At 38.1% G+C, this 19,553-nt stretch carries 26 protein-coding genes; 10 read left to right on the forward strand and 16 right to left on the reverse strand.

Annotation, left to right across the window (positions count from 1 at the left end; genetic code table 11):
• The first annotated feature begins 56 nt into the window (after positions 1–56).
• From F968_RS04270 to F968_RS04275, 3 genes are all read left to right on the forward strand, one after another.
• Positions 57–1,262, forward strand: coding sequence for a multidrug effflux MFS transporter (locus F968_RS04270; protein WP_004790676.1), 1,206 nt, complete (start codon positions 57–59; stop codon positions 1,260–1,262).
• A 200-nt stretch (positions 1,263–1,462) separates the two neighbouring features.
• Positions 1,463–1,588 carry a KGW motif small protein gene (locus tag F968_RS20720; protein WP_004790678.1) on the forward strand — a complete coding sequence of 42 codons (126 nt, stop codon included), beginning with the start codon at positions 1,463–1,465 and terminating at the stop codon, positions 1,586–1,588.
• Positions 1,589–1,657: 69 nt separating this feature from the next.
• The gene (locus F968_RS04275) at positions 1,658–1,978 is read left to right on the forward strand and encodes a YqfO family protein (protein ID WP_004790680.1); all 321 of its coding nucleotides are present in this window, start codon (positions 1,658–1,660) and stop codon (positions 1,976–1,978) included.
• Here the strand turns inward: F968_RS04275 and F968_RS04280 are convergent.
• Complete coding sequence (locus F968_RS04280) at positions 1,971–2,771, reverse strand: enoyl-CoA hydratase-related protein (RefSeq protein WP_004790682.1); 801 nt, start codon at positions 2,769–2,771, stop codon at positions 1,971–1,973. The two genes, F968_RS04275 and F968_RS04280, sit on opposite strands and share 8 nt — an antisense overlap.
• Positions 2,772–2,880: 109 nt before the next feature.
• Between F968_RS04280 and F968_RS04285 the strand changes: the two genes are divergently transcribed.
• Complete coding sequence (locus tag F968_RS04285; protein ID WP_081399596.1) at positions 2,881–3,447, forward strand: nicotinate-nicotinamide nucleotide adenylyltransferase; 567 nt, start codon at positions 2,881–2,883, stop codon at positions 3,445–3,447.
• On the opposite strand, the gene F968_RS04290 is transcribed toward F968_RS04285, so the two are convergent.
• Complete coding sequence (locus F968_RS04290) at positions 3,439–4,365, reverse strand: LysR family transcriptional regulator (protein WP_004790687.1); 927 nt, start codon at positions 4,363–4,365, stop codon at positions 3,439–3,441. The two genes, F968_RS04285 and F968_RS04290, sit on opposite strands and share 9 nt — an antisense overlap.
• A gap of 97 nt (positions 4,366–4,462) precedes the next feature.
• Here F968_RS04290 and gstA point away from each other — a divergent pair, with 97 nt between their 5' ends.
• From gstA to F968_RS04305, 3 genes are read left to right on the forward strand one after another with little or no spacing between them, the layout of a single operon-like run.
• A complete protein-coding gene (gene gstA / locus F968_RS04295; protein ID WP_004790689.1) occupies positions 4,463–5,065 on the forward strand; it encodes a glutathione transferase GstA in 603 nt (200 codons plus the stop codon).
• Positions 5,066–5,104: 39 nt separating this feature from the next.
• Positions 5,105–5,317 carry a tautomerase family protein gene (locus tag F968_RS04300; protein ID WP_004790691.1) on the forward strand — a complete coding sequence of 71 codons (213 nt, stop codon included), beginning with the start codon at positions 5,105–5,107 and terminating at the stop codon, positions 5,315–5,317.
• Between the two features lies 1 nt (position 5,318).
• Positions 5,319–5,699 carry a nuclear transport factor 2 family protein gene (locus tag F968_RS04305; protein WP_004790693.1) on the forward strand — a complete coding sequence of 127 codons (381 nt, stop codon included), beginning with the start codon at positions 5,319–5,321 and terminating at the stop codon, positions 5,697–5,699.
• A gap of 4 nt (positions 5,700–5,703) precedes the next feature.
• Here F968_RS04305 and F968_RS04310 read toward each other — a convergent pair whose 3' ends face one another.
• From F968_RS04310 to dapD, 8 genes are all read right to left on the reverse strand, one after another.
• Positions 5,704–6,066: a glyoxalase superfamily protein gene (locus F968_RS04310; RefSeq protein WP_004790695.1), complete on the reverse strand. Its 363-nt coding sequence runs from the start codon at positions 6,064–6,066 to the stop codon at positions 5,704–5,706.
• A gap of 11 nt (positions 6,067–6,077) precedes the next feature.
• Positions 6,078–6,647 (reverse strand): CAP domain-containing protein, encoded by a 570-nt coding sequence (locus F968_RS04315; protein ID WP_004790697.1) that lies wholly within the window; start codon positions 6,645–6,647, stop codon positions 6,078–6,080.
• 117 nt (positions 6,648–6,764) lie between these two features.
• Complete coding sequence (locus F968_RS04320) at positions 6,765–7,226, reverse strand: peroxiredoxin (RefSeq protein ID WP_004790699.1); 462 nt, start codon at positions 7,224–7,226, stop codon at positions 6,765–6,767.
• 19 nt (positions 7,227–7,245) lie between these two features.
• Entirely contained in the window at positions 7,246–7,932 is a 687-nt protein-coding gene (locus F968_RS04325; protein ID WP_004790700.1) for a Dph6-related ATP pyrophosphatase, read from the reverse strand.
• A gap of 99 nt (positions 7,933–8,031) precedes the next feature.
• Complete coding sequence (locus tag F968_RS04330; protein WP_003650267.1) at positions 8,032–8,448, reverse strand: hypothetical protein; 417 nt, start codon at positions 8,446–8,448, stop codon at positions 8,032–8,034.
• Between the two features lie 16 nt (positions 8,449–8,464).
• On the reverse strand, positions 8,465–9,133 hold the full coding sequence (gene queC / locus F968_RS04335) for a 7-cyano-7-deazaguanine synthase QueC (RefSeq protein WP_004790702.1): 669 nt from the start codon (positions 9,131–9,133) through the stop codon (positions 8,465–8,467).
• A gap of 40 nt (positions 9,134–9,173) precedes the next feature.
• The gene (gene queE, locus F968_RS04340) at positions 9,174–9,884 is read right to left on the reverse strand and encodes a 7-carboxy-7-deazaguanine synthase QueE (protein WP_004790704.1); all 711 of its coding nucleotides are present in this window, start codon (positions 9,882–9,884) and stop codon (positions 9,174–9,176) included.
• Between the two features lie 98 nt (positions 9,885–9,982).
• Positions 9,983–10,804: a 2,3,4,5-tetrahydropyridine-2,6-dicarboxylate N-succinyltransferase gene (dapD, locus tag F968_RS04345; protein WP_004790705.1), complete on the reverse strand. Its 822-nt coding sequence runs from the start codon at positions 10,802–10,804 to the stop codon at positions 9,983–9,985.
• 286 nt (positions 10,805–11,090) lie between these two features.
• Here dapD and carO point away from each other — a divergent pair, with 286 nt between their 5' ends.
• Positions 11,091–11,840 (forward strand): ornithine uptake porin CarO type 1, encoded by a 750-nt coding sequence (gene carO / locus F968_RS04350; protein WP_004790707.1) that lies wholly within the window; start codon positions 11,091–11,093, stop codon positions 11,838–11,840.
• Between the two features lie 89 nt (positions 11,841–11,929).
• Here the strand turns inward: carO and F968_RS04355 are convergent, their stop codons facing one another.
• The 6 genes from F968_RS04355 to F968_RS04380 all read right to left on the reverse strand — a co-directional run bounded on the left by F968_RS04355 (position 11,930) and on the right by F968_RS04380 (position 17,396).
• Positions 11,930–12,853: a CysB family HTH-type transcriptional regulator gene (locus F968_RS04355; protein WP_004790709.1), complete on the reverse strand. Its 924-nt coding sequence runs from the start codon at positions 12,851–12,853 to the stop codon at positions 11,930–11,932.
• 28 nt (positions 12,854–12,881) lie between these two features.
• On the reverse strand, positions 12,882–13,943 hold the full coding sequence (locus tag F968_RS04360; RefSeq protein ID WP_004790711.1) for a sulfate/molybdate ABC transporter ATP-binding protein: 1,062 nt from the start codon (positions 13,941–13,943) through the stop codon (positions 12,882–12,884).
• Between the two features lie 11 nt (positions 13,944–13,954).
• Complete coding sequence (cysW, locus tag F968_RS04365; protein ID WP_004790712.1) at positions 13,955–14,839, reverse strand: sulfate ABC transporter permease subunit CysW; 885 nt, start codon at positions 14,837–14,839, stop codon at positions 13,955–13,957.
• A complete protein-coding gene (gene cysT / locus F968_RS04370; protein ID WP_004790714.1) occupies positions 14,836–15,669 on the reverse strand; it encodes a sulfate ABC transporter permease subunit CysT in 834 nt (277 codons plus the stop codon). Before cysT ends, cysW begins: the two co-directional genes overlap by 4 nt.
• An 80-nt stretch (positions 15,670–15,749) precedes the next feature.
• Positions 15,750–16,358 (reverse strand): RBBP9/YdeN family alpha/beta hydrolase, encoded by a 609-nt coding sequence (locus tag F968_RS04375; RefSeq protein WP_004790715.1) that lies wholly within the window; start codon positions 16,356–16,358, stop codon positions 15,750–15,752.
• Positions 16,359–16,388: 30 nt separating this feature from the next.
• Positions 16,389–17,396: a sulfate ABC transporter substrate-binding protein gene (locus F968_RS04380; RefSeq protein ID WP_004790716.1), complete on the reverse strand. Its 1,008-nt coding sequence runs from the start codon at positions 17,394–17,396 to the stop codon at positions 16,389–16,391.
• A 263-nt stretch (positions 17,397–17,659) separates the two neighbouring features.
• On the opposite strand from F968_RS04380, the gene pabC reads away from it, so the two are divergent.
• Together pabC and mltG are read left to right on the forward strand one after the other, a co-directional pair.
• Positions 17,660–18,472, forward strand: coding sequence for an aminodeoxychorismate lyase (gene pabC / locus F968_RS04385; protein WP_004790717.1), 813 nt, complete (start codon positions 17,660–17,662; stop codon positions 18,470–18,472).
• Position 18,473: 1 nt separating this feature from the next.
• Positions 18,474–19,544: an endolytic transglycosylase MltG gene (mltG, locus tag F968_RS04390; RefSeq protein ID WP_004790718.1), complete on the forward strand. Its 1,071-nt coding sequence runs from the start codon at positions 18,474–18,476 to the stop codon at positions 19,542–19,544.
• The last annotated feature ends 9 nt before the right edge of the window (positions 19,545–19,553 follow it).

The raw sequence follows: 19,553 nt of genomic DNA on the forward strand, positions 1-19,553 counted from the left end.
AGGTGGCTTATTTGTATGTAGTACAATGTTAATAGAATAAATAGTAGAGAAGAAAAATGAAATCAAAAATCCATTTCCGTGAATTTGCTTTACTCATGGCATTGCTCATGTCGATTGTTTCTTTTTCGATAGATGCAGTTTTGCCTGCTTTAGGCGAGATTGGACGTGTTTTTGAATTAAAAAATAATAATCAGTCACAATGGGTCATCATTGGTATCTTTTCTGGTATGACCATTGGGCAGCTCATTGCCGGGCCTCTATCCGATGCGATTGGGCGTAAACGCATTTTATTCACAGGAATTATTATTTATTTTCTCGGAAGTTTATTGTGCTTTACAACACAAAGTTTTGAGTGGTTTTTAGTTGGGCGCTTTATTCAAGGTATTGGTGTTTCAGGGCCTTATGTTGCTACGATTTCAATTGTTAGAGATAAATACAGCGGAGCTCAAATGGCTCGCATCATGTCTTTAATCATGATGGTATTTATGGTGGCTCCAGCAGTTGCACCGAGTTTAGGACAGCTCATTATTCATTTCTTTGGCTGGCGTGAGATCTTTGTTTTATATATGGTTTATGCCACAGTGATTGGAGCATGGTTTGCTTTACGATTAGAAGAAACCTTACTTCCTGAAAATCGTTTACCTATGCGGTTGCAAGCATTTCAAGAGGGCTTTAAAGAAGTTGTAAGTAATAAAACCACTATGAGTTATTTGCTATGTGCAGGCTTTTGCTTTGGTGGATTCATTGGTTATTTGGGAACTTCTCAACAAATTTTTATGCAACAGTTTGGTAAAACAGGACAAGAATTTAGTGCTTATTTTGCCGTGCTTGCTGGTGTGATGGGAATTGCATCATTTACAAACTCTAAAATTGTTATGAAGTTTGGTATGCGCCCAATCTGTATTTATGGCTTTTTAGGCTTGTGCTTAATTTCTTTGATTTTCTTGGGAATTCAGCTTTTAGGCGTGGTTGTATCATTCTGGATGTTTATGCTTTATGCCTGTATTTTATTTTTATTATTTGGAACTCTGTTTGGTAATTTAAACGCGATTGCGATGGAACCAATGGGGCATGTTGCTGGAATGGCATCGGCTATTATTGGTGCAGCGTCCTCTGTCTTGTCACTTATTCTTGCCTCTATTATTGGGCAGTTATATAACGGTACATTAATTCCAATGACCTGTGGTTTTGTCATTTTGTGTGGTTTAGCTTTCGCTATGACAATATATGAGAATAGATATTTAAAGAAATCGGATGCTTAAAATTATAGGGATGAAGATAAATCACTGAATTTTCAAATTTCTTCAAACTAATAGCTGCATATGGAGTGTTGAAGCTCTTGAAGCATTTTAAAAAAACGTATAAAAGTATAAGCAGCTTACTATTTAACCACTTATGCTTTATTTGAGGTTGGTTCAATTTTTGCTTTCTCTGTAACAACGATAAAAAATTGGAGATCAAAATGATGAAAAATGGAAATCACATAAAAACGTTTTATAAAAAAGATATGGGCTGGCGTTTATTTGGCTTAGCGCTTGCAATTCAAATCCTCTTTATTGGAGCAAATTATTTAGTAATGATGAGCTGACTTTGATTTTGAGGCTTTTTTAACGGTATGATTTAAAGCAAGTTCGCTAGTTTTTGAGTCATTTTGCCCATGTTAAAGCTGATTTATTACGTACCTGAGTCACATCTTGAGTCGACTAAACAAGCCATTTTCTCTGCTGGTGCAGGTGGTATTGGTAATTATGAACACTGCGCATGGCAAGTGAAAGGAATAGGGCAGTTTAAGCCAGTTAAAGGCGCCGATCCTTACATCGGAGAGCTAGGTGAACTTGAACAAGTTGATGAGTGGCGTGTAGAAACAATTGTAATTGAAGAAAACGCCAAGACCGTAGCGAAAGCATTAAAGGCAAGCCATCCTTATGAAGAGCCTGCCTTTGAGTTTATTCAAATCATAGAAATTGATTTTAATTAAACTGAGAGAAATCTGGTTTACGTTTTTGCATAAATGCTTGTACTGCTTCTAGCATTTCAGGTGAGTGAACGCGCTGCATAAAGATTTCAGCTTCATGATCAATACATTCAATAATTTGCTCTAAATTATGCTTCATAAGCGCTTTTGTTTGCTTTAATGATGCAAGGGGCAAAGCTGCTAAATGCTGAGCTGTTGTCTGAGCAGATGCGTAAGAATCTTCAACTACTTCATTAACTAAGCCAGCTTGTACTGCGGTTTCAGCATTGAATTTTTTTGCAGTAAGCAGAAGCTCAGCTGCTTTGTGATAACCCGCTTGTTGAATGAGTAATTGACTTGCACCACCTTCTGGAGAAAGGCCAAGACTTACAAATGGAATTTGGAATAGGGTAGTGTTGTCAGCAAAAACTAAATCTGCATGTAATAAAATCGTAACGCCAATTCCAATTGCCACACCTTTGACTGCAATAATAAGTGGTTTTGATAATTTGGCAGCCGCTTTAAGTAGAACGAATGGCGGAACTTCTCCAGCTGGACCCATGTTTGGATTTTGTACAAAACCCATAAAATCTTTCATGTCATTACCAGCAGTAAAATCTTGCTCGACACCACGTAGAACAACCACTCGGACGTCTTTATTGAGATCGGCTTCATCTAGTGCTTGAGCAATCCATAAATAAAGTTCGCCATAGAGTGCATTTTTTGCATCTGGGCGATTTATGGCTAAGGTGAGTACGCCACCCTCTAAATTTGCGTTTAAATGTTGATGAGGTTGTTGAATACAGCTAAGTGTCATCGTACTATCCTTGCTTTAAACCACGTTGTTAATTTTTAGGTTCTCATTATGGCGCATATTTTTTGTAATGAGCGTTACTGATGAGTTCATAAAAAGTGAAAATCTAATTATGTATAAATTTGACTATCTCGTTTTTATAGGGCGTTTTCAACCATTTCATTTGGCTCATATGCAGACAATTGAAATTGCCTTACAACAAAGCCACTATGTGGTTTTGGCGCTAGGTTCTGCTCAAATGGAACGTAATATTAAAAATCCGTTCTTAGCAATAGAGCGTGAGCAAATGATCTTGTCAAATTTTTCTCTAGAAGAACAAAAACGCATCCGTTTTGTACATGTGGTAGATGTTTATAATGATGAAAAGTGGGTAAAACAAGTCAAATCTTTAGTGAATGACGTAATTGAACCGAACTCAAAAGTTGGTTTGATCGGACATTTTAAAGATGAGTCTTCCTATTATTTGAGACTGTTTCCTGAATGGATTATGGTTGAGCTTGATAGTTTAAAAGATTCAATTTCGGCAACGCCAATGCGTGAAGCTTATTATCGTGGTGAAATCCAAACGGAATTTTTTCCTGTAGGAACGATTAAATTTTTAGATGAATTTAAAGAGACTGAAGTTTATGCTGAACTACAACGCAAATATCTTATAGATGATAAAACCAATCTAAATTAATTCAGCTTGTGGTTTTAATTCTTTGATCAGAAAATCGATAAAAACACGAATATGAAAAGATTCGTGTTTTTTGAGTGGGTAGAGTAGAGAAAACGGACGTGAAGTTCCTGAAAATTTTGTAAGAATCTCAATCAACTCCCCATTTTGTAGCTCTTTTTCTACTATAAAACGGTAGGTTTGTAATAATCCTGCACTATGTTTTGCTAGGGTGATGGTACCTAGAATATCGTCTAAACAGCGGATTTTACCTGTACTTTGATATCCAATAATTTGATGGTTTGAATTGAATAGCCACGGTACATTTTTCCCTGTACTGGGTAGCACAAATTGAATGCATTGATGATGCTGTAAATCTTCAATGCTTTGCGGTATGCCGAATTTTTTTAAGTATTGTGGCGATGCCACCACAATTAGCTCAGCTTGTTCGAGTTGGCGTGCAATCAAGTTTGAATCAGAAAGTTGTCGTCCGCGAATCGCTAAGTCATATCCTTCTGCAATAAAGTCCACATTTTTGTTGGTTAGTTGAACATCCACTTCGATGGCTGGATATTGCTGCGAGAATTTTGCTAATAATGGCAATATTCGGTAATGCCCATAAGGTGTTGGTACGCTAATTCGAATCAAACCTGAAGGTTGTTGTTTTTGGTTTTTAAGTTGTTGCTCAGCTTCTAATATTTGATTTAATGCTTGTTTGCATTCCTCAAAATACATTTTTCCTTGTGGCGTCAAACGTACTTGTCGAGTCGTTCTCACAAAAAGTGGTGTGGCTAAATGCTTTTCTAATCGGGCGATTGAACGGCTTACAGCTGCTGGACTAACACCTGCATGAAGTGCCGCTTTGGAAAAGCTTTCGTTTTCTGCGACTAAGCAAAATAGCTCTACGCTACTAAACATCATTCTTTTTAGTTGTTGAGCCATTTATTACACCATGTAAAAAATGATTTGAGTTCTGGGCTATTTAAGCACATATAAGTAAACAATAAGATGATTTTCATACCTTGTATGCAGTTATTTTATGAAACTATATTATTCACCCAATGCTTGTTCTTTAGCACCACATATTGTTTTAAGAGAGCTGGGATTTGCATTTGAATTAATCAAAGTCGATTTGGACCAACATTTAACTGAATTCAATGAAGACTTTTATCAATTTAATCAAAAAGGACAAGTCCCTTTATTACAACTTGATGATGGTTCATTGTTAACAGAAGGTGCAGTAATTAGCCAGTTTCTTGTTGATCAATCTTTACGAAAAGATTTATTAGCTGAAATAAATACCGCTGGGCGTTACGAGGTTCTCTCATGGATGAACTTTATTGCTTCTGAAATTCATAAAGCGTATTCACCATTTTTTAATGAATCTTACAGTGAAAAAAGTAAAAACGTATATAGCAGAACCCTCAATAAGCACTATGCATGGGTCGATCAACAATTAAATGGGCAAAATTACTTAACAGGAACCAACTTTACGATTGCTGATATTTATATTTTTGTTGTCACACGCTGGGCTGATTTTATTGGCCTTGATTTAGCACACTTTAGCCATTTAGCCAGTTTTATGAACAGAATTTCTGAGCGCCAAACAGTTCAAGACGCAATTGCAGCCGAAGCAGCCTAATACTTTTGTTATTAAATAAAATTATAAAAGGAGGTCTATATGCCTTATATTTTAATTCAAATTACCAAAGAAAATGTCTCAATACAGCAAAAACAGCAATTAATTCAAGAAGCAACAGAGCTTGTGGTTCGTGTACTTGATAAAGATCCTGCAACTACCTTTGTAGTCATTGATGAAGTTGAAACTGATAACTGGGGTGTTGCAGGTGAAACTGTTTCTGCGATACGAAAAAGACAAAGTTTGAGTACTTAAAATGCAAAATAATCCGATTACTGAGATTCAGAAACAACTAGAGCAATATTTTGATGGTTTGTATTTTTGTGATGTACAACTTCTAAATAATGTTTTTCATCCTGATGCCATATATATCAATGTAACTGAGCATCCCGTACTACGACTTAGTATGGCTGAATATTTTCCGATAGTTGCGAGTCGAATTTCTCCAGCTTCAAAGCGACAAACACGACAGGATAAAATCAATTCAATCAATGTGATTAATGAACGGTTGGCGCTAGTCCATGTTGAATGCGTTATCCACCCTAAATATTTTTATGATGCACTTACATTTGTGTTTGAAGATGATCAATGGAGAATTATATCGAAAGTATTCCATTATCAAATTTTAGCGGACTGAATGATTAAGCATCTGCCCAAAAGATAATTCGGTTGGAAAAAGGATCGGTGATGCTGAGTTCAAGTGTTTCCCAATCTGTTTTTTCAACCTGAGGCTTAGAAAATTTATAATCTTTTTTGCTTAGTTCGCTGTGCAGCTCATAAATATGTTCCCAATAAATACGGATTGCACTATGTGGACTTGCATCACCAAAATGCTCTGATAAATGAATAACGCAATCATCTTTGGAAATTTGTAAATATAACGGAAAGTTATCTTCAAATTGATGTTGCCAATCAAGCTGAAAACCTAAGAACTCAAGATAAAATGATTGAGCTAAATCAACATCAAAAATTCTTAAAATTGGAGTGATTGAACCAGATTGCATCATTTTTCCTTTTAACGCGTACCAAATTGTTGAGTCCAATAACTCTTTTGCTTTACAGACTGATCAGAAGCACACGCAATTGCGTAAGTGGTGAATTTTGGATTCATTAGATTACTACAATGCAAGGGACTTGTTAGCCATTTAGACATAACTTGCCCTAAAGTTTTTTGGCCACTAGCGACATTTTCACCATTGGCTTTACCAAGTGTATTGTAAATTTTCAAACGTGATTTTAAGTCCAGACCCGTTGAGCCAACATGCCCGAGAAAGTTGTGTGCAGCCATATCTTCACTATGAGAAAGTGCACCTTTATATAAATTATTACTCCAGCTCAACGGTTTAGTTGCGGGGAAATACTGTTGACCACATTGGCGTGATTGCTGTCGGATCTGATTAATTGTGTTAAGTACAGCTTGTTGATAGGCTGGGTTTTGTAAATCTTGGCAGCTTATTTCATTGGAATTGTTTTGAATTTGAGCAATTGATGTGGGCGTGTCAGTGGATATTGCTAATGTATTTGCACTACATGCACCGATAAAAAGAGTAGCAGGCAGCAAAGAGCAGGTTTTGAGTAGACTCATATCATTGCCTTAAAATAATTATTCTAATGTTTTTATGATACGCCAAAGTCAAAGTATTGGGTAATGCTTTGCAAACAAAAAGCGAGTGTGAAACTCGCTTTTTGTTAGTTAATTTTATTAAGCTGTTTGAAGGGCTTTTAAGTCTTCTAGAACTTGTTCCGCATGCCCAGCAGCTTTAACTTTACGGTAGCTTTTAACTAAAGTTTTGTTATGGAAAATGAAAGTAGAGCGTTCAATACCCATTACTTTTTTGCCATACATATTTTTTTCTTTAATCACATCGAAGTGTTTACACAGTACTTCTTCTTTATCACTAATCAGATCAATAGTCAGTGCCTGCTTTTCTGTAAAATTTTGGTGGGCTTTTACTGAGTCGCGCGAAACACCAAAAATACTGGCACCTAAAGCATCAAACTGATCTTTTAAACAAGAAAAACCAACAGCTTGTGTTGTACATCCTGGAGTTGAATCTTTAGGGTAGAAGTAAATGATTAACCATTCATTTTCGACCTCAGTCAAGTTCACTTCACCTTGTGTTGTTGGGAATACCTGATTTGGTAATTGGATATTGTCAGTCATTTCTCATCCTTCAAAAAAGCTAAATTTGATCTAATTCAAGTGGTAAAAAAGCATATTCCTCATGATAAACAATATCGAGCTTTCTTACAGGAATTGGTTTGTTAAAAATTGGGCCATCAATCACAGTGGTATGAAATTCACCACCTTCACCACATGGATCAATACCGCGGTTTTCAAGTTCTTTTATATATTCTAAGGTTAAAGTTTTTCCTAAATCTTCAATTGTCATTCCTAATTTTAAGTTCACTGTCACAAGCACACTATGGAAACCAAGATTGATGAATTCTTCAACAACTTCACGATGTGGGCGAAGCCAAAGAGGCATTCCTAATTTGAGTCCTACCTGTTGAGTTATTCGATCATGCCAACATCCATGTTCAGGCATATCCAGATCGCCTGTAACAAGTACCTCAGCACCTTGTTGTTTTGCCTGAATGAGTAATTCAATAAATTTAGCTTCATAGTCATTCCAGCTTGATGAAGCCATGAATACTGGTAAGCCGATTGCTTTAGCTTGTGCTTGAATAATATCAAGTGGCATAGCATGTGAACGAGAGCGCTGACCTTGTTCTTCCAGCATGACAATGAGCCCACTCACTGTGCCAGTTTTCATGGCATGGTAGAGTGCAAGGGAGCTGTCTTTACCACCACTGAATGAAACAATAGAGGTCTTATTTATTGCGTTGGTTTTCCATTGTTCTTGCATGGTTTATTTCGGATAAATTGTTCAAGTTCGATAAGATCATTTTAACAGAGCTACAAAAAAGCCTGCATAAATGCAGGCTTAATTTGGAATAACAAAAGCTTATTTTTTAGGAGCTTGTTGTTGAGCAGCTTTCATTGCATCTTCAGTTAATTTTTCAAGTTTAGTTGTTAACTGAGGACCGAAACATGCTTTAAGATCACGGTTTTGTTGTTGTACAAATCCTAGAGAGCTTGGGCTTTTCTTCGCATTAATTGCACTTTGGATTTCCCATTTTTGTGCTTCAGTTACTTTACCTTGTGCTTCAACTTGGCAGCTACAGAATTTGCTAACTTCAGATGAACTTAGTTTACCGCCTTTAGCTGTTTGATCTTTACAAACGTTAACTAATGCACCTTTAACGTTAGTACTTTTATATGCTGCTTGAACTGGGTTTTCGGCAGCATGTGCTGCACCAGCCATAAGCGCAACTGTTGAAAACAAAGATGAAAGAATAAGATTTGATTTTAACAACTTCATAAATTTTACCTACTTATTACGGTATATAGCGTGTTGGGTCGGCAACACCAGCCTCGATAAAGCCTTCTTTACGCAAACGGCAACTGTCACATTTGCCACACGCACGTCCTTGAGCATCTGCTTGGTAGCAAGATACCGTTTGACTATAGTCTACGCCATGTTCAATCCCTAAACGTATAATATTCGCTTTGGATAAATGTAACAGTGGTGTTTCAAACTTAAGTGGTTTTCCTTCTACGCCAGCTTTAGTTGCTAAGCGCGCCATATTCGCAAAAGCATCAATAAATTCAGGACGACAATCAGGATATCCTGAATAATCAACAGCATTGATACCAATAACAATCGCTTCGGCATTAAATACTTCAGCTGCTGCTAGAGCATAAGAGAGGAAAATAGTGTTACGTGCTGGTACATAAGTTACAGGAATGCCTTCTTGTAACTGTTCTGGTACGGCAATGTTGTGGTCTGTAAGTGCAGACCCACCTAAATTCGCCAAATCAATATTAATTACACGATGTTCAACACCTGCACGTTGAGCTAATGCTTTTGCTGCATCGAGTTCAGTCGTTGAGCGTTGGCCATACATAAAACTAATAGCAATACATTCATAGCGTGCTTGTGCCCAAGCTAGGCAAGTGGTTGAGTCTAAGCCGCCTGAAAGCAAAACAATGGCACGAGGGCGCATATTTTTCTCCATATTCGGAATGATTTATTTTATTGAGTGATTAACGACCTGATTCATCGTTCCAAAGCAGTTTATGTAACTGAAGTTGGAAGCGAACAAGGAGTTTATCATCAAGTATCCACTGTGCCAGATCACGTGCTAGACGTGGCAGGCCAACAGCACCTTTTTCAACTGCAAAGGCAGGGGAGAACCAAACGGTACTGACTTTTTTATGCAGTTGATATTTTTCAACTTGCTGCTTTGACCATTCATAATCTTCGCGGTTACAAATGACGAATTTAATTTGGTCATGTGCAGTCAAATGATCAAGATTACTGATGAGATTGCGATGTTCTTCACCAGAAGTTGGAGTTTTTAAATCGAGAACTTTAGAAACACGCGAATCTACTTTTGAGACATCGAGCGCGCCGCTAGTTTCCAAAGAAACATCAAAGCCTGCTTCACATAAGCGTTGTAATAGAATCAAACAGTTTGGCTGTGCTAATGGTTCGCCACCAGTAACACAAATATAAGGTGTTTGATACTGTTTAGCTGTTTCAATGATATGTTCAAGTGAAAAACGTTCTCCGCCTTCAAAAGAATAAGTCGTATCACAGTAACTACAACGTAGTGGACAGCCTGTTAAGCGAATGAATACAGTCGGTAAACCAGAAGCATTCGCTTCACCCTGCAACGAGTAAAAAATCTCGGTAATGCGTAAACCAGACGCAGGGTCAGAGACAGGAATTGCAGAGGAACGTAAGGAAGCCATTCTAGAAATACCACACTATATAAAAAATAAAATCTCTACGATCAGTTGGATCGTAGAGATGAGGAGCGATTAAAGCTCCGCAAGAGCGTTATAGCAAATTAGTCAGCGCGTAACAAATCGTTCAAGCTCGTTTTTGCACGTGTTTTTGCATCAACTTTTTTCACGATAATTGCAGCGTATAAGCTGTAAGTTCCACATTTAGATGGCAAGCTGCCTGAAACTACAACTGAACCTGCTGGTACACGACCATAATGGATTTCGCCAGTTTCGCGGTCATAAATTTTAGTTGATTGACCAATGAAAACGCCCATTGAAATGACTGAGCCTTCTTCAACAATTACGCCTTCAACGATTTCTGAACGCGCACCGATAAAGCAGTTGTCTTCAATAATGGTTGGGTTAGCTTGTAATGGTTCTAAAACACCACCGATACCTACACCACCAGACAAGTGAACATTTTTACCGATTTGAGCACATGAACCTACAGTTGCCCATGTATCAACCATTGTGCCTTCATCTACATAAGCACCAATGTTTACATAAGAAGGCATTAACACTACGTTTTTAGCTTGGAAGCTACCACGACGCGCTACAGCAGGAGGAACAACACGAACACCTGCTGCTTTAAATTGCTCTTCAGTCCAACCAGAGAATTTAGTTTCAACTTTATCGTAGAAACGAAGATCACATGACTCGATTGGTTTATTGTCATTTAGTTTAAATGATAATAAAACAGCTTTTTTTAACCATTGGTGAACAACCCATTCACCATTGATCTTTTCAGCAACTCGAAGAGTACCGTTATCTAAACCAGCAATTGCTTCTTCAACAGCTTGGCGGATTTTGCTTGAGCAATCTGCTGCAGTAAAATTTGCGCGGTCTTCAAATGCTTGCTCAATGATCGTAGAAAGCTGAGACATGATCTTCCTTCCATAAAAAATTTTAAAGATTTTACACTAATTTGTGACAAGAATCTTTCAAAAAACGTGTTACGTTTAATTGAGGATACAAATAGGTTAAATGAAATTAAGCTTATTAGATAATCAAGTGTTTTTTACACAAAAATGATTAGAAAATAAAAATTTAACTCAATTTGTATCAAAAAATAACAGAAATCTAGCATTTTTTGTATAAAAAAGAATCTAAGCTCTTTTATTATGATTTTAGTCACAAAATTAAAAACAGAGCCTTTTTGAGGAGAAAACTATGAAAGCATTACGTGTATTAGTAACAACAACAGCTTTATTCGCTGCTGGCGCTGTAATGGCAGATGAAGCCGTTGTTCATGACAGCTATGCATTTGACCAAAAACAATTACTTCCTGTAGGGGTGCGTGCTGAGGTAGGTACAACTGGTTACGGTGGTGCTTTATTATGGCAAGCAAACCCATATGTAGGTTTGGCTCTTGGTTATAATGGTGGTGACATTTCGTGGACAGATGATGTTTCTGTAAATGGTACGAAATATGACCTAGATATGGATAATAACAATATCTATTTAAATGCTGAGATTCGTCCATGGGGTGCTAGTTCTAATCCATGGGCTCAAGGCTTATATGTAGCTGCTGGTGCTGCTTATCTAGATAATGATTATGACTTAGCTAAACGTATTGGTAATGGTGAAACTTTATCAATTGATGGTAAGAACTATCAACAAGCAGTTGCTGGTCAAGAGGGCGGTGTAAGAGGTAAAATGTCTTATAAAAATGATATTGCTCCATACTTAGGTTTTGGTTTTGCTCCAAAATTCAATAAAAATTGGGGTGTGTTTGGTGAGGTAGGTGCATATTATACTGGTAATCCATCAGTTCAATTAACTCAGTACAATCTTGCTCCTGTAACAGGTAATCCAACATCTGCTCAAGATGCTGTTGATAAAGAAGCAAATGAAATTCGTAACGATAATAAGTATGAATGGATGCCAGTTGGTAAAGTTGGTGTGAACTTCTACTGGTAAGATCTAAAATAAAAAACGAGCTTCGGCTCGTTTTTTTGCGTCTCATAAAATAAAAGAGCTAAAAAGCTCTTTTATTTATTTTTGAATTTTTATTCATCTGGGTAAGCAATTTTCTTAAGTGCTTTAATATCTGCATCAGGTGAGCATAAGGAAATAAACTCGTAACCATAACCGCGTAGTAGATGGCCTTTACGAACTGCAATCCATGTCGTATTGACACCAAAAATATCAGTTTTAGTTTGTTTTAAGCGATGATCACGTTCTGTGTCATAGGCCACGTCATTGACAATTCCGACTCCCATACCCAATTCGACATACGTTTTAATAACGTCTGCATCGAGAGCTGACATGACGATATCTGCATCAAGGTGAGCTTCTTCAAAAGCTTTGTCAATTTTAGAGCGACCTGTAAAACCGCCATGATAAGTAATGAGTGGATAGTCCGCTAAAAGTTCAAGCGTAATCTTGTCTGCCTTTACTAAAGGATGATTTTGCGGTGTGATAATGCTGTGTTGCCATTGATAGTAAGGAATACTAGCCAGGTTTTCTTCAGTTGTTAAAGACTCTGTGGCAATCCCAATATCCGCTTCACCTTGTAATAACATTTCTGAGATTTCAACTGGGCTGGCTTGTTGTAAAATCAAATGAACTTTAGGAAATAACTTCTTAAATTGATTGACGATCGGAGGTAACACATAACGTGCTTGAGTATGGGTTGTTGCGATCGTTAATGTGCCTTCATCAACTTTATTAAAGTCTTCTGCAAGGCGCTTAATATTTTCAGCATCAACCAACATGCGTTCAACAATGCCAAGAAGAGATTGTCCTGGCTCTGTTAAACCTAAAAGACGTTTACCTTTTCGTATAAAAAGTTGTACGCCGAGCTCATCTTCTAGATCTTTAATATGTTTACTTACACCTGATTGAGACGTGTAGAGTGCAGCCGATGCTTCGGTTAAGTTAAAGTTTTGGCGTACAGTTTCTCGGATAATTCTTAATTGTTGAAAGTTCATTCACACTTTTCCTTACCAAATATATTTCTTAAGCAACTTGATCTGCAAATAAGTGCAATTGAGATGCACTCACCCAAACAGTTTGATTCGGTTTAAATGCATGTAATTTTGCAGCTTCACTGCTCAGAGCAATTTCAATTAAACGTCCATTACGGTCTTGTAATTCCGCCACAACTTTTCCAGCAATCCAGATTTCACGTACAAAAATGGCTTCAATGCTATTCGCCTGCGGTTGCGAGTGAATATGTAACTCATCTGGACGGGCAAAAGCAATCACTTTTCCTTGAGGTGCTTCAACTAACGTTGGTAATTGAATACGGTCATTGCCAATACGGATAATACCGTCTGTGTTTTCACCTTCAAAACGATTTGCCTGACCCAAGAAATCAAATACAAATGGTGTTGCAGGTTTTTCATAAACTTCACGAGGTGAGCCGATCTGCTCGACATTCCCCTTATTCATTACAATAATTTGGTCTGCAACCTCGAGTGCTTCTTCCTGATCGTGGGTTACAAAAATTGACGTAATATGCAATTCATCATGCAAGTTGCGTAACCAACGGCGTAACTCCTTACGGACTTTAGCATCTAGCGCACCAAATGGTTCATCAAGCAATAAGACTCGTGGCTCTACTGCCAAAGCACGGGCTAAAGCAATACGCTGACGTTGTCCACCAGAAAGCTGAGCAGGGTAGCGATCTGCTAAAAATCCAAGTTGAACTAGATCGAGTAAACGCGTAACGCGTTTTTTAATTTCAGCTTCCGAAGGACGGGTTGCACGAGGACGAACACGTAAACCAAAAGCAATATTGTCAAATACTGTCATGTGACGAAATAAAGCATAGTGCTGAAATACAAAACCAACCTGACGCTCGCGTACGTGTACATTGGTCGCGTCTTCACCTTCAAGTAGCACTTGACCACCATCAGCTGATTCTAATCCTGCAATAATCCGAAGTAGGGTTGTTTTACCGCAACCAGATGGGCCGAGTAGGGCAACCAGTTCGCCTTCTGGAAAGTCTAGGGAAATATTTTTAAGCGCATGGAATGCACCAAAGTGTTTTTCAATATTTTTAACTTGAATACTCATGATTTCATTCCTTACGAATCAGTTGAATGTGGTTCTGGTTTGTCTTGATGTAGTTCTAACCACGTTTTCAATACCAGCGTTAATATGGCTAAAAAAGCAAGTAATGAGGACACGGCAAACGCTGCGCTAAAGGTGTACTCGTTATATAAAATTTCGACATGAAGTGGCAGGGTATTGGTTTCACCACGAATGTGACCAGAAACCACCGATACTGCGCCAAACTCACCCATTGCACGGGCATTACAAAGAATTACGCCGTAAATTAGCCCCCATTTAATGTTAGGGAGTGTGACCTTCCAAAAGGTTTGCCATCCGGAAGCGCCGAGTACGATAGCTGCTTCTTCCTCTTCAGTTCCTTGAGCTTCCATGAGTGGAATTAACTCACGTGCTACAAATGGAACGGTAATAAAGATAGTCGCTAAAACAATTGCAGGTACGGCATATAGAATCTTGATGTCATGGTCCATTAACCAGCCGCCTAACCAACCTTGAGCACCGAAAATCAGTACAATCATTAAACCTGCGATAACAGGTGAAACTGAAAAAGGCATATCAATAATGGTAGTTAAAACTGCCTTACCTCTAAACTGGAACTTAGAAACAGCCCATGCAGCGGCAACACCAAATACCACATTAATTGGAACAGCAATTGCTGCGGTGAGTAAGGTTAATTTCACTGCTGATAGCGTGTCTGGATCAATCAAAGCTTGAACATAAACTTCAAGTCCTTGTTTAAATGCTTCTACAAAAACCAGAATGAGTGGCAACATGAGGCAACTGAGGAAAAAAACCAGCGCAATTGTAATTAAGGTATAACGTACCCAAGTTGGTTCACGTGTTGCATCTCGTGATTGCAATTTAAACGCGAGTGCATTGCTGTCAGTATGTAGGTTCATGTGATATTTCTCCCTGTACGACGGTTTGCCCAGACTTGAAGTAAATTAATGGCAAATAAAATAATGAAAGAGAGAACTAACATCACAGCAGCAATAGTGGTTGCACCTGCATAGTCATATTCCTCAAGACGAGAAATAATCATGAGTGGTGCAATCTCTGTTTTAAAAGGTTGATTGCCAGCAATGAAAATAACAGAACCATATTCACCCACACCGCGGGCAAATGCCAAAGCAAAGCCTGTAAATAGGGCAGGTAGTAAGATCGGTAAAATAATTTTAGTGATGGTTTGCCAACGATTTGCGCCGAGTGCGGAAGCCGCTTCCTCAAGTTCAGTTTCGATATCACTGAGTACTGGTTGAACTGTTCTTACAATAAATGGGATACCGATAAACACCAATGCCAGCGTAATCCCGATAGGTGTATAGGCAACCTGAATACCAAGTGGTTCCAGATATTGGCCTATCCAGCCAGTAGGTGCATAGAGTGAGGTCAGCGCAATACCTGCAACCGCTGTTGGAAGTGCAAAAGGTAAATCAACCAAGGCATCAACCAGACGTTTCCCAGGAAAGTTATAGCGAACAAGGCACCAAGCTAAAAGCAAACCAAACACAACATTAATAAACGCTGCGATTAAAGCTGAGCTAAAGCTGAGTTGAAGCGATTTTAAAATACGCTCAGACGTTAAAATTTCCCATAATCCGTCCCATCCAATTCCAAATGATTTGATAAAGACCGCGGCTAATGGAATAAGCACAATAAAAGACACATAGGCGAGGGTGAAGCCCAAAGATAGGCCAAACCCAGGCAGCACTCGGGATCGCTGCGACATGATATTTCCTCAAAGAGAAAAGCCTGCTGAAACCAGTAAGCGAATAAATAAAGATAAACGGTGCGGTATAAAGATTGGTATTAAGCAAATTTCAAAGAGAAATGTGTTTTTACCGGGTCGATAGATGAGTAACTACACATCGAATCTTCTGGAATCAAATAATTCAGTAAATCTGGAAATGGCCCAAAACCTGAGGCAACATTAATATGGCCAACTTCACCAAGATTAACTGGATTTAACTTCCATGATTTTGCAAGTTGTAAAGCATCAAAAAGACCGAGCCAAGGATCGTTCTCACTAATGAGTAGCGTTGCAGGCACATCAATTTTTAATTGATGAAAATACGCTTTGTAGTCGGTCAAGCTATGACGAGCAAATCCTGCTTCCCCAAAGCGTGCTGGATTTGCTGGCGCGACTAAAATAAGTTTCTTCACTTGGCTTCTTAATTCTGGGTACTCTGCTAAAGCAGCAACACTTGTTAAACATCCAAAACTATGTGCAACAATCTGAACAGGAGTTGGTGCTGCTTGAACTGTTTTAACAAATTGTTCAACCCATTCGCTTAGTACGGGTCTATCCCAGTTTTTTTGCTCAACACGAGAACTAGACACGAGTTGACGCTGCAACCAAGATTGCCAATGTTGATGTTCACTACCACCTACACCCGGAACAATTACAGTGTGAATCATGTCTGTTCTCCTTATCCTTAGAACAAAGAATTATTTCTCTGCACTATTGATTTTCACGATTTGATCGAAAACACCACCATTATCAAAATGTTGTTTTTGCACTTTTGTCCAACCACCAAATTCTTTGTCGATGGTTACAAGCTTTAATGGCTTAAATACATTGCCGTATTTCTTAAGAACAGCTGCGTTACGCGGACGGTAGAAGTTACGAGCTGCAATTTCTTGACCAGCAGGTGAGTACAAGTAGTTGAGATAACCTTTAGCAATCGTTAAGTTGCCTTTTTTAGCTGCATTCTTCTCTACAATTGCAACTGGAGGCTCAGCTAAGATCGAAAGAGACGGGGTAATAATTTCAAATTTGCCCGGTTGTTCGCGAAGAGCTAAATGAGCTTCGTTTTCCCAAGCGAGTAACACATCACCAATACCACGCTCAGCAAAAGTAGTCGTGGCACCACGTGCACCCGAATCTAGAACTTTAGTGTGTTTATAAATTTGACGAACGTACTCTTGTGCTTTTGCATCATTGCCACCCGGTTGATGTTTTGCCCAAGCCCAAGCTGCAAGATAATTCCAACGAGCACCACCTGAAGTTTTCGGGTTTGGCGTAATAATTTCTACACCTGGTTTGATTAAATCACCCCAGTCTTTAATTTGTTTTGGATTACCTTTACGCACTAAAAACACAATTGTTGAAGTGTATGGGGTAGAGTTCTGCGGTAACTTTTTCTGCCAGTCAGCTGGAAGTAATTTTGCTTTTTCCGCAATTTCATCGATATCTGCCGCAAGTGCCAATGTCACTACATCTGCGTTTAAGCCATCAATAACCGCACGCGCCTGTTTACCAGAACCACCGTGTGATTGCTTAAACTCAATATCTTGACCCGTACGTTGTTTCCAGTAAGTACCGAACTGTTTGTTGAAATCTGTATATAACTCACGAGTTGGATCGTAAGAAACATTTAAAAACTCTTGAGCTGCAAATGATGAAACAGAAAGAAGTGCAGCGATAACCCCGACTTTTAATTGTGAAAAACGCATGAGATAAGTCCTCAAAAAATATGAAATGTTCAAAACATGAACGCAGAATAGCGCTAGTCTTTATTCTAAAAAAATAATAAAAAACGAATTTAATATGAAAAAAATAGAAATAGTAAAAAGAGATAAACTATTCTTAAATCTTGATATATAACAAGTTTTAAAAGTTAATACGAAATCGGTATAATTTTTTAAAATCAATCATTTATTATTTAAATGAAAGGTGTTGTTTTTGTTGTGCGATTTTTAAGAAAGGGTGATCAAACATGTGGTGTTTTAAAAATGGGCAACCTGTTGAGACCATTCCTTTATTGGATCGAGCATTTCATTATGGCGATGGGTGCTTTACTACAATTCGTGTTTTTCAAAACCAGATTGAGCTTAAAGAAAGACACTGGGAACGTCTAAAACTTGCATGTCAAAGACTGTCTTTAACTGCGAATTTTGAACTCATAGAACAAAGCTTACAGCAATTACAAAAGCAAAATCTTGTGCTCAACGGCACTTTAAAAATTGTGATTAGTCGTGGTGAAGGTGACCGTGGTTATAGTTTGCCAAAGCATGAAGCAGATATTTATATCTGGTTTTATCCAAAAGCTTTAGAGCCATTTTTGCCAGACTCTATCCAGTGCGGTGTCTTAAATCAGGCTCTAGGTCTAACCATGCCGAGCTTGGTCGGACTTAAATCTTTAAACCGTCTTGAACAAGTATTGCTAAAAAAAGAAGCAGATCAACTCGGGTGGGCTGAAGCATTAGTTACTGATGTACAAGGTTATATTGTTGAAGGGATCAGCAGTAATTGTTTTATTCGTTTAAATGATAGATGGATTACTCCTGAACTTCGCTATAATGGCGTCCACGGTGTAATGCGGGCAGAAATTCTGGCGCGTATGCAGCACCATGGAATTGCCTGTGAAGTACGTGTGATTGAATTAGATGAAGTATCTGAAATACAAAGTCTATTCTTTTGTAATGCTTTAAACCCTATGCGAGTAGTCACTCATTTAGGCGAAAAAACGCTAGATACACAGGCATGCATAGATTTATTTCATATCCTTAACTTAAATCAGATTCATTAATATGCCGAAGCCACCTGTGAATGCGAAAGCAAAAAACGCCAAGAAAAATAACAAAAAACAAGCTCCAAAATTTTCTAAGCGACTGGTTTTAATTGGCCTTTTTATTGTTTTAATCTCTACTTTTGCCATTTTATGGTCAAGCTTGTTTAAGGCTTATCCTATCGAAGGAAAAAAACAGATGTTATCGATTACATCTGGAGAAACTTATTCTGGTTTTATTGATCGTTTGGCCAAAGAAGGCAAAATTAGCTTTCCTATCGTATTAAAGCTTTATCAGAAGTTTATGATTCATGACAGCATGAAAGCTGGCGTGTATGAAATTGAACAAGGGATGAGTGTAAGACAAGTATTAGAGATGTTATCTGACGCTGATAATGCTCAGATGAACCGTGTTTTGGTCATTGAAGGTACAACTTTTAAACAGCTTATTACTGCACTCAAAAATGATAAAAATGTAAAAAATACAATACTAGATTTACCAGATGATCAGCTGATGAAGGCGCTTGGGATTCCTTATGGGCATCCTGAAGGTTTGTTTGCACCTAATACTTATTTCTTTGCCAAAGGTGAAACAGATAAGAAAATTCTGACCGATTTATACCACCGTCAAATGAAAGCTCTAGATGCAGCTTGGGCAAATCGTGCGCCGAATTTACCTTATAAAGATAAATATGAAGCATTAATTATGGCTTCTATTGTTGAGAAAGAAACAAGTTTAGACAGTGAACTTACACAAGTTTCAGGCGTTTTTGTTCGCCGTTTAAAAATTGGTATGCGTTTACAAACGGATCCAACTGTTATTTACGGTATGGGTAATAACTATAAAGGCAATATTACTCGAGAAGACCTCCGTACCCCAACAGCCTATAATACTTATACTATTAATGGCTTACCGCCAACGCCAATTGCTTTACCAAGCCAAAAAGCAATTGAAGCTGCATTGCATCCAGATGATTCAAATAACATTTATTTTGTAGCGACTGGCAATGGTGGGCATAAATTTACGGCAAGTTTGCAAGCGCATAATCAAGCGGTGCAGGACTATTTATCCGTGTTGAGATCGAAGAAATAAGGAAAAGAG

Origin of the sequence: Acinetobacter sp. NIPH 817 (assembly GCF_000368405.1) — a bacterium.
Lineage (GTDB): Bacteria > Pseudomonadota > Gammaproteobacteria > Pseudomonadales > Moraxellaceae > Acinetobacter.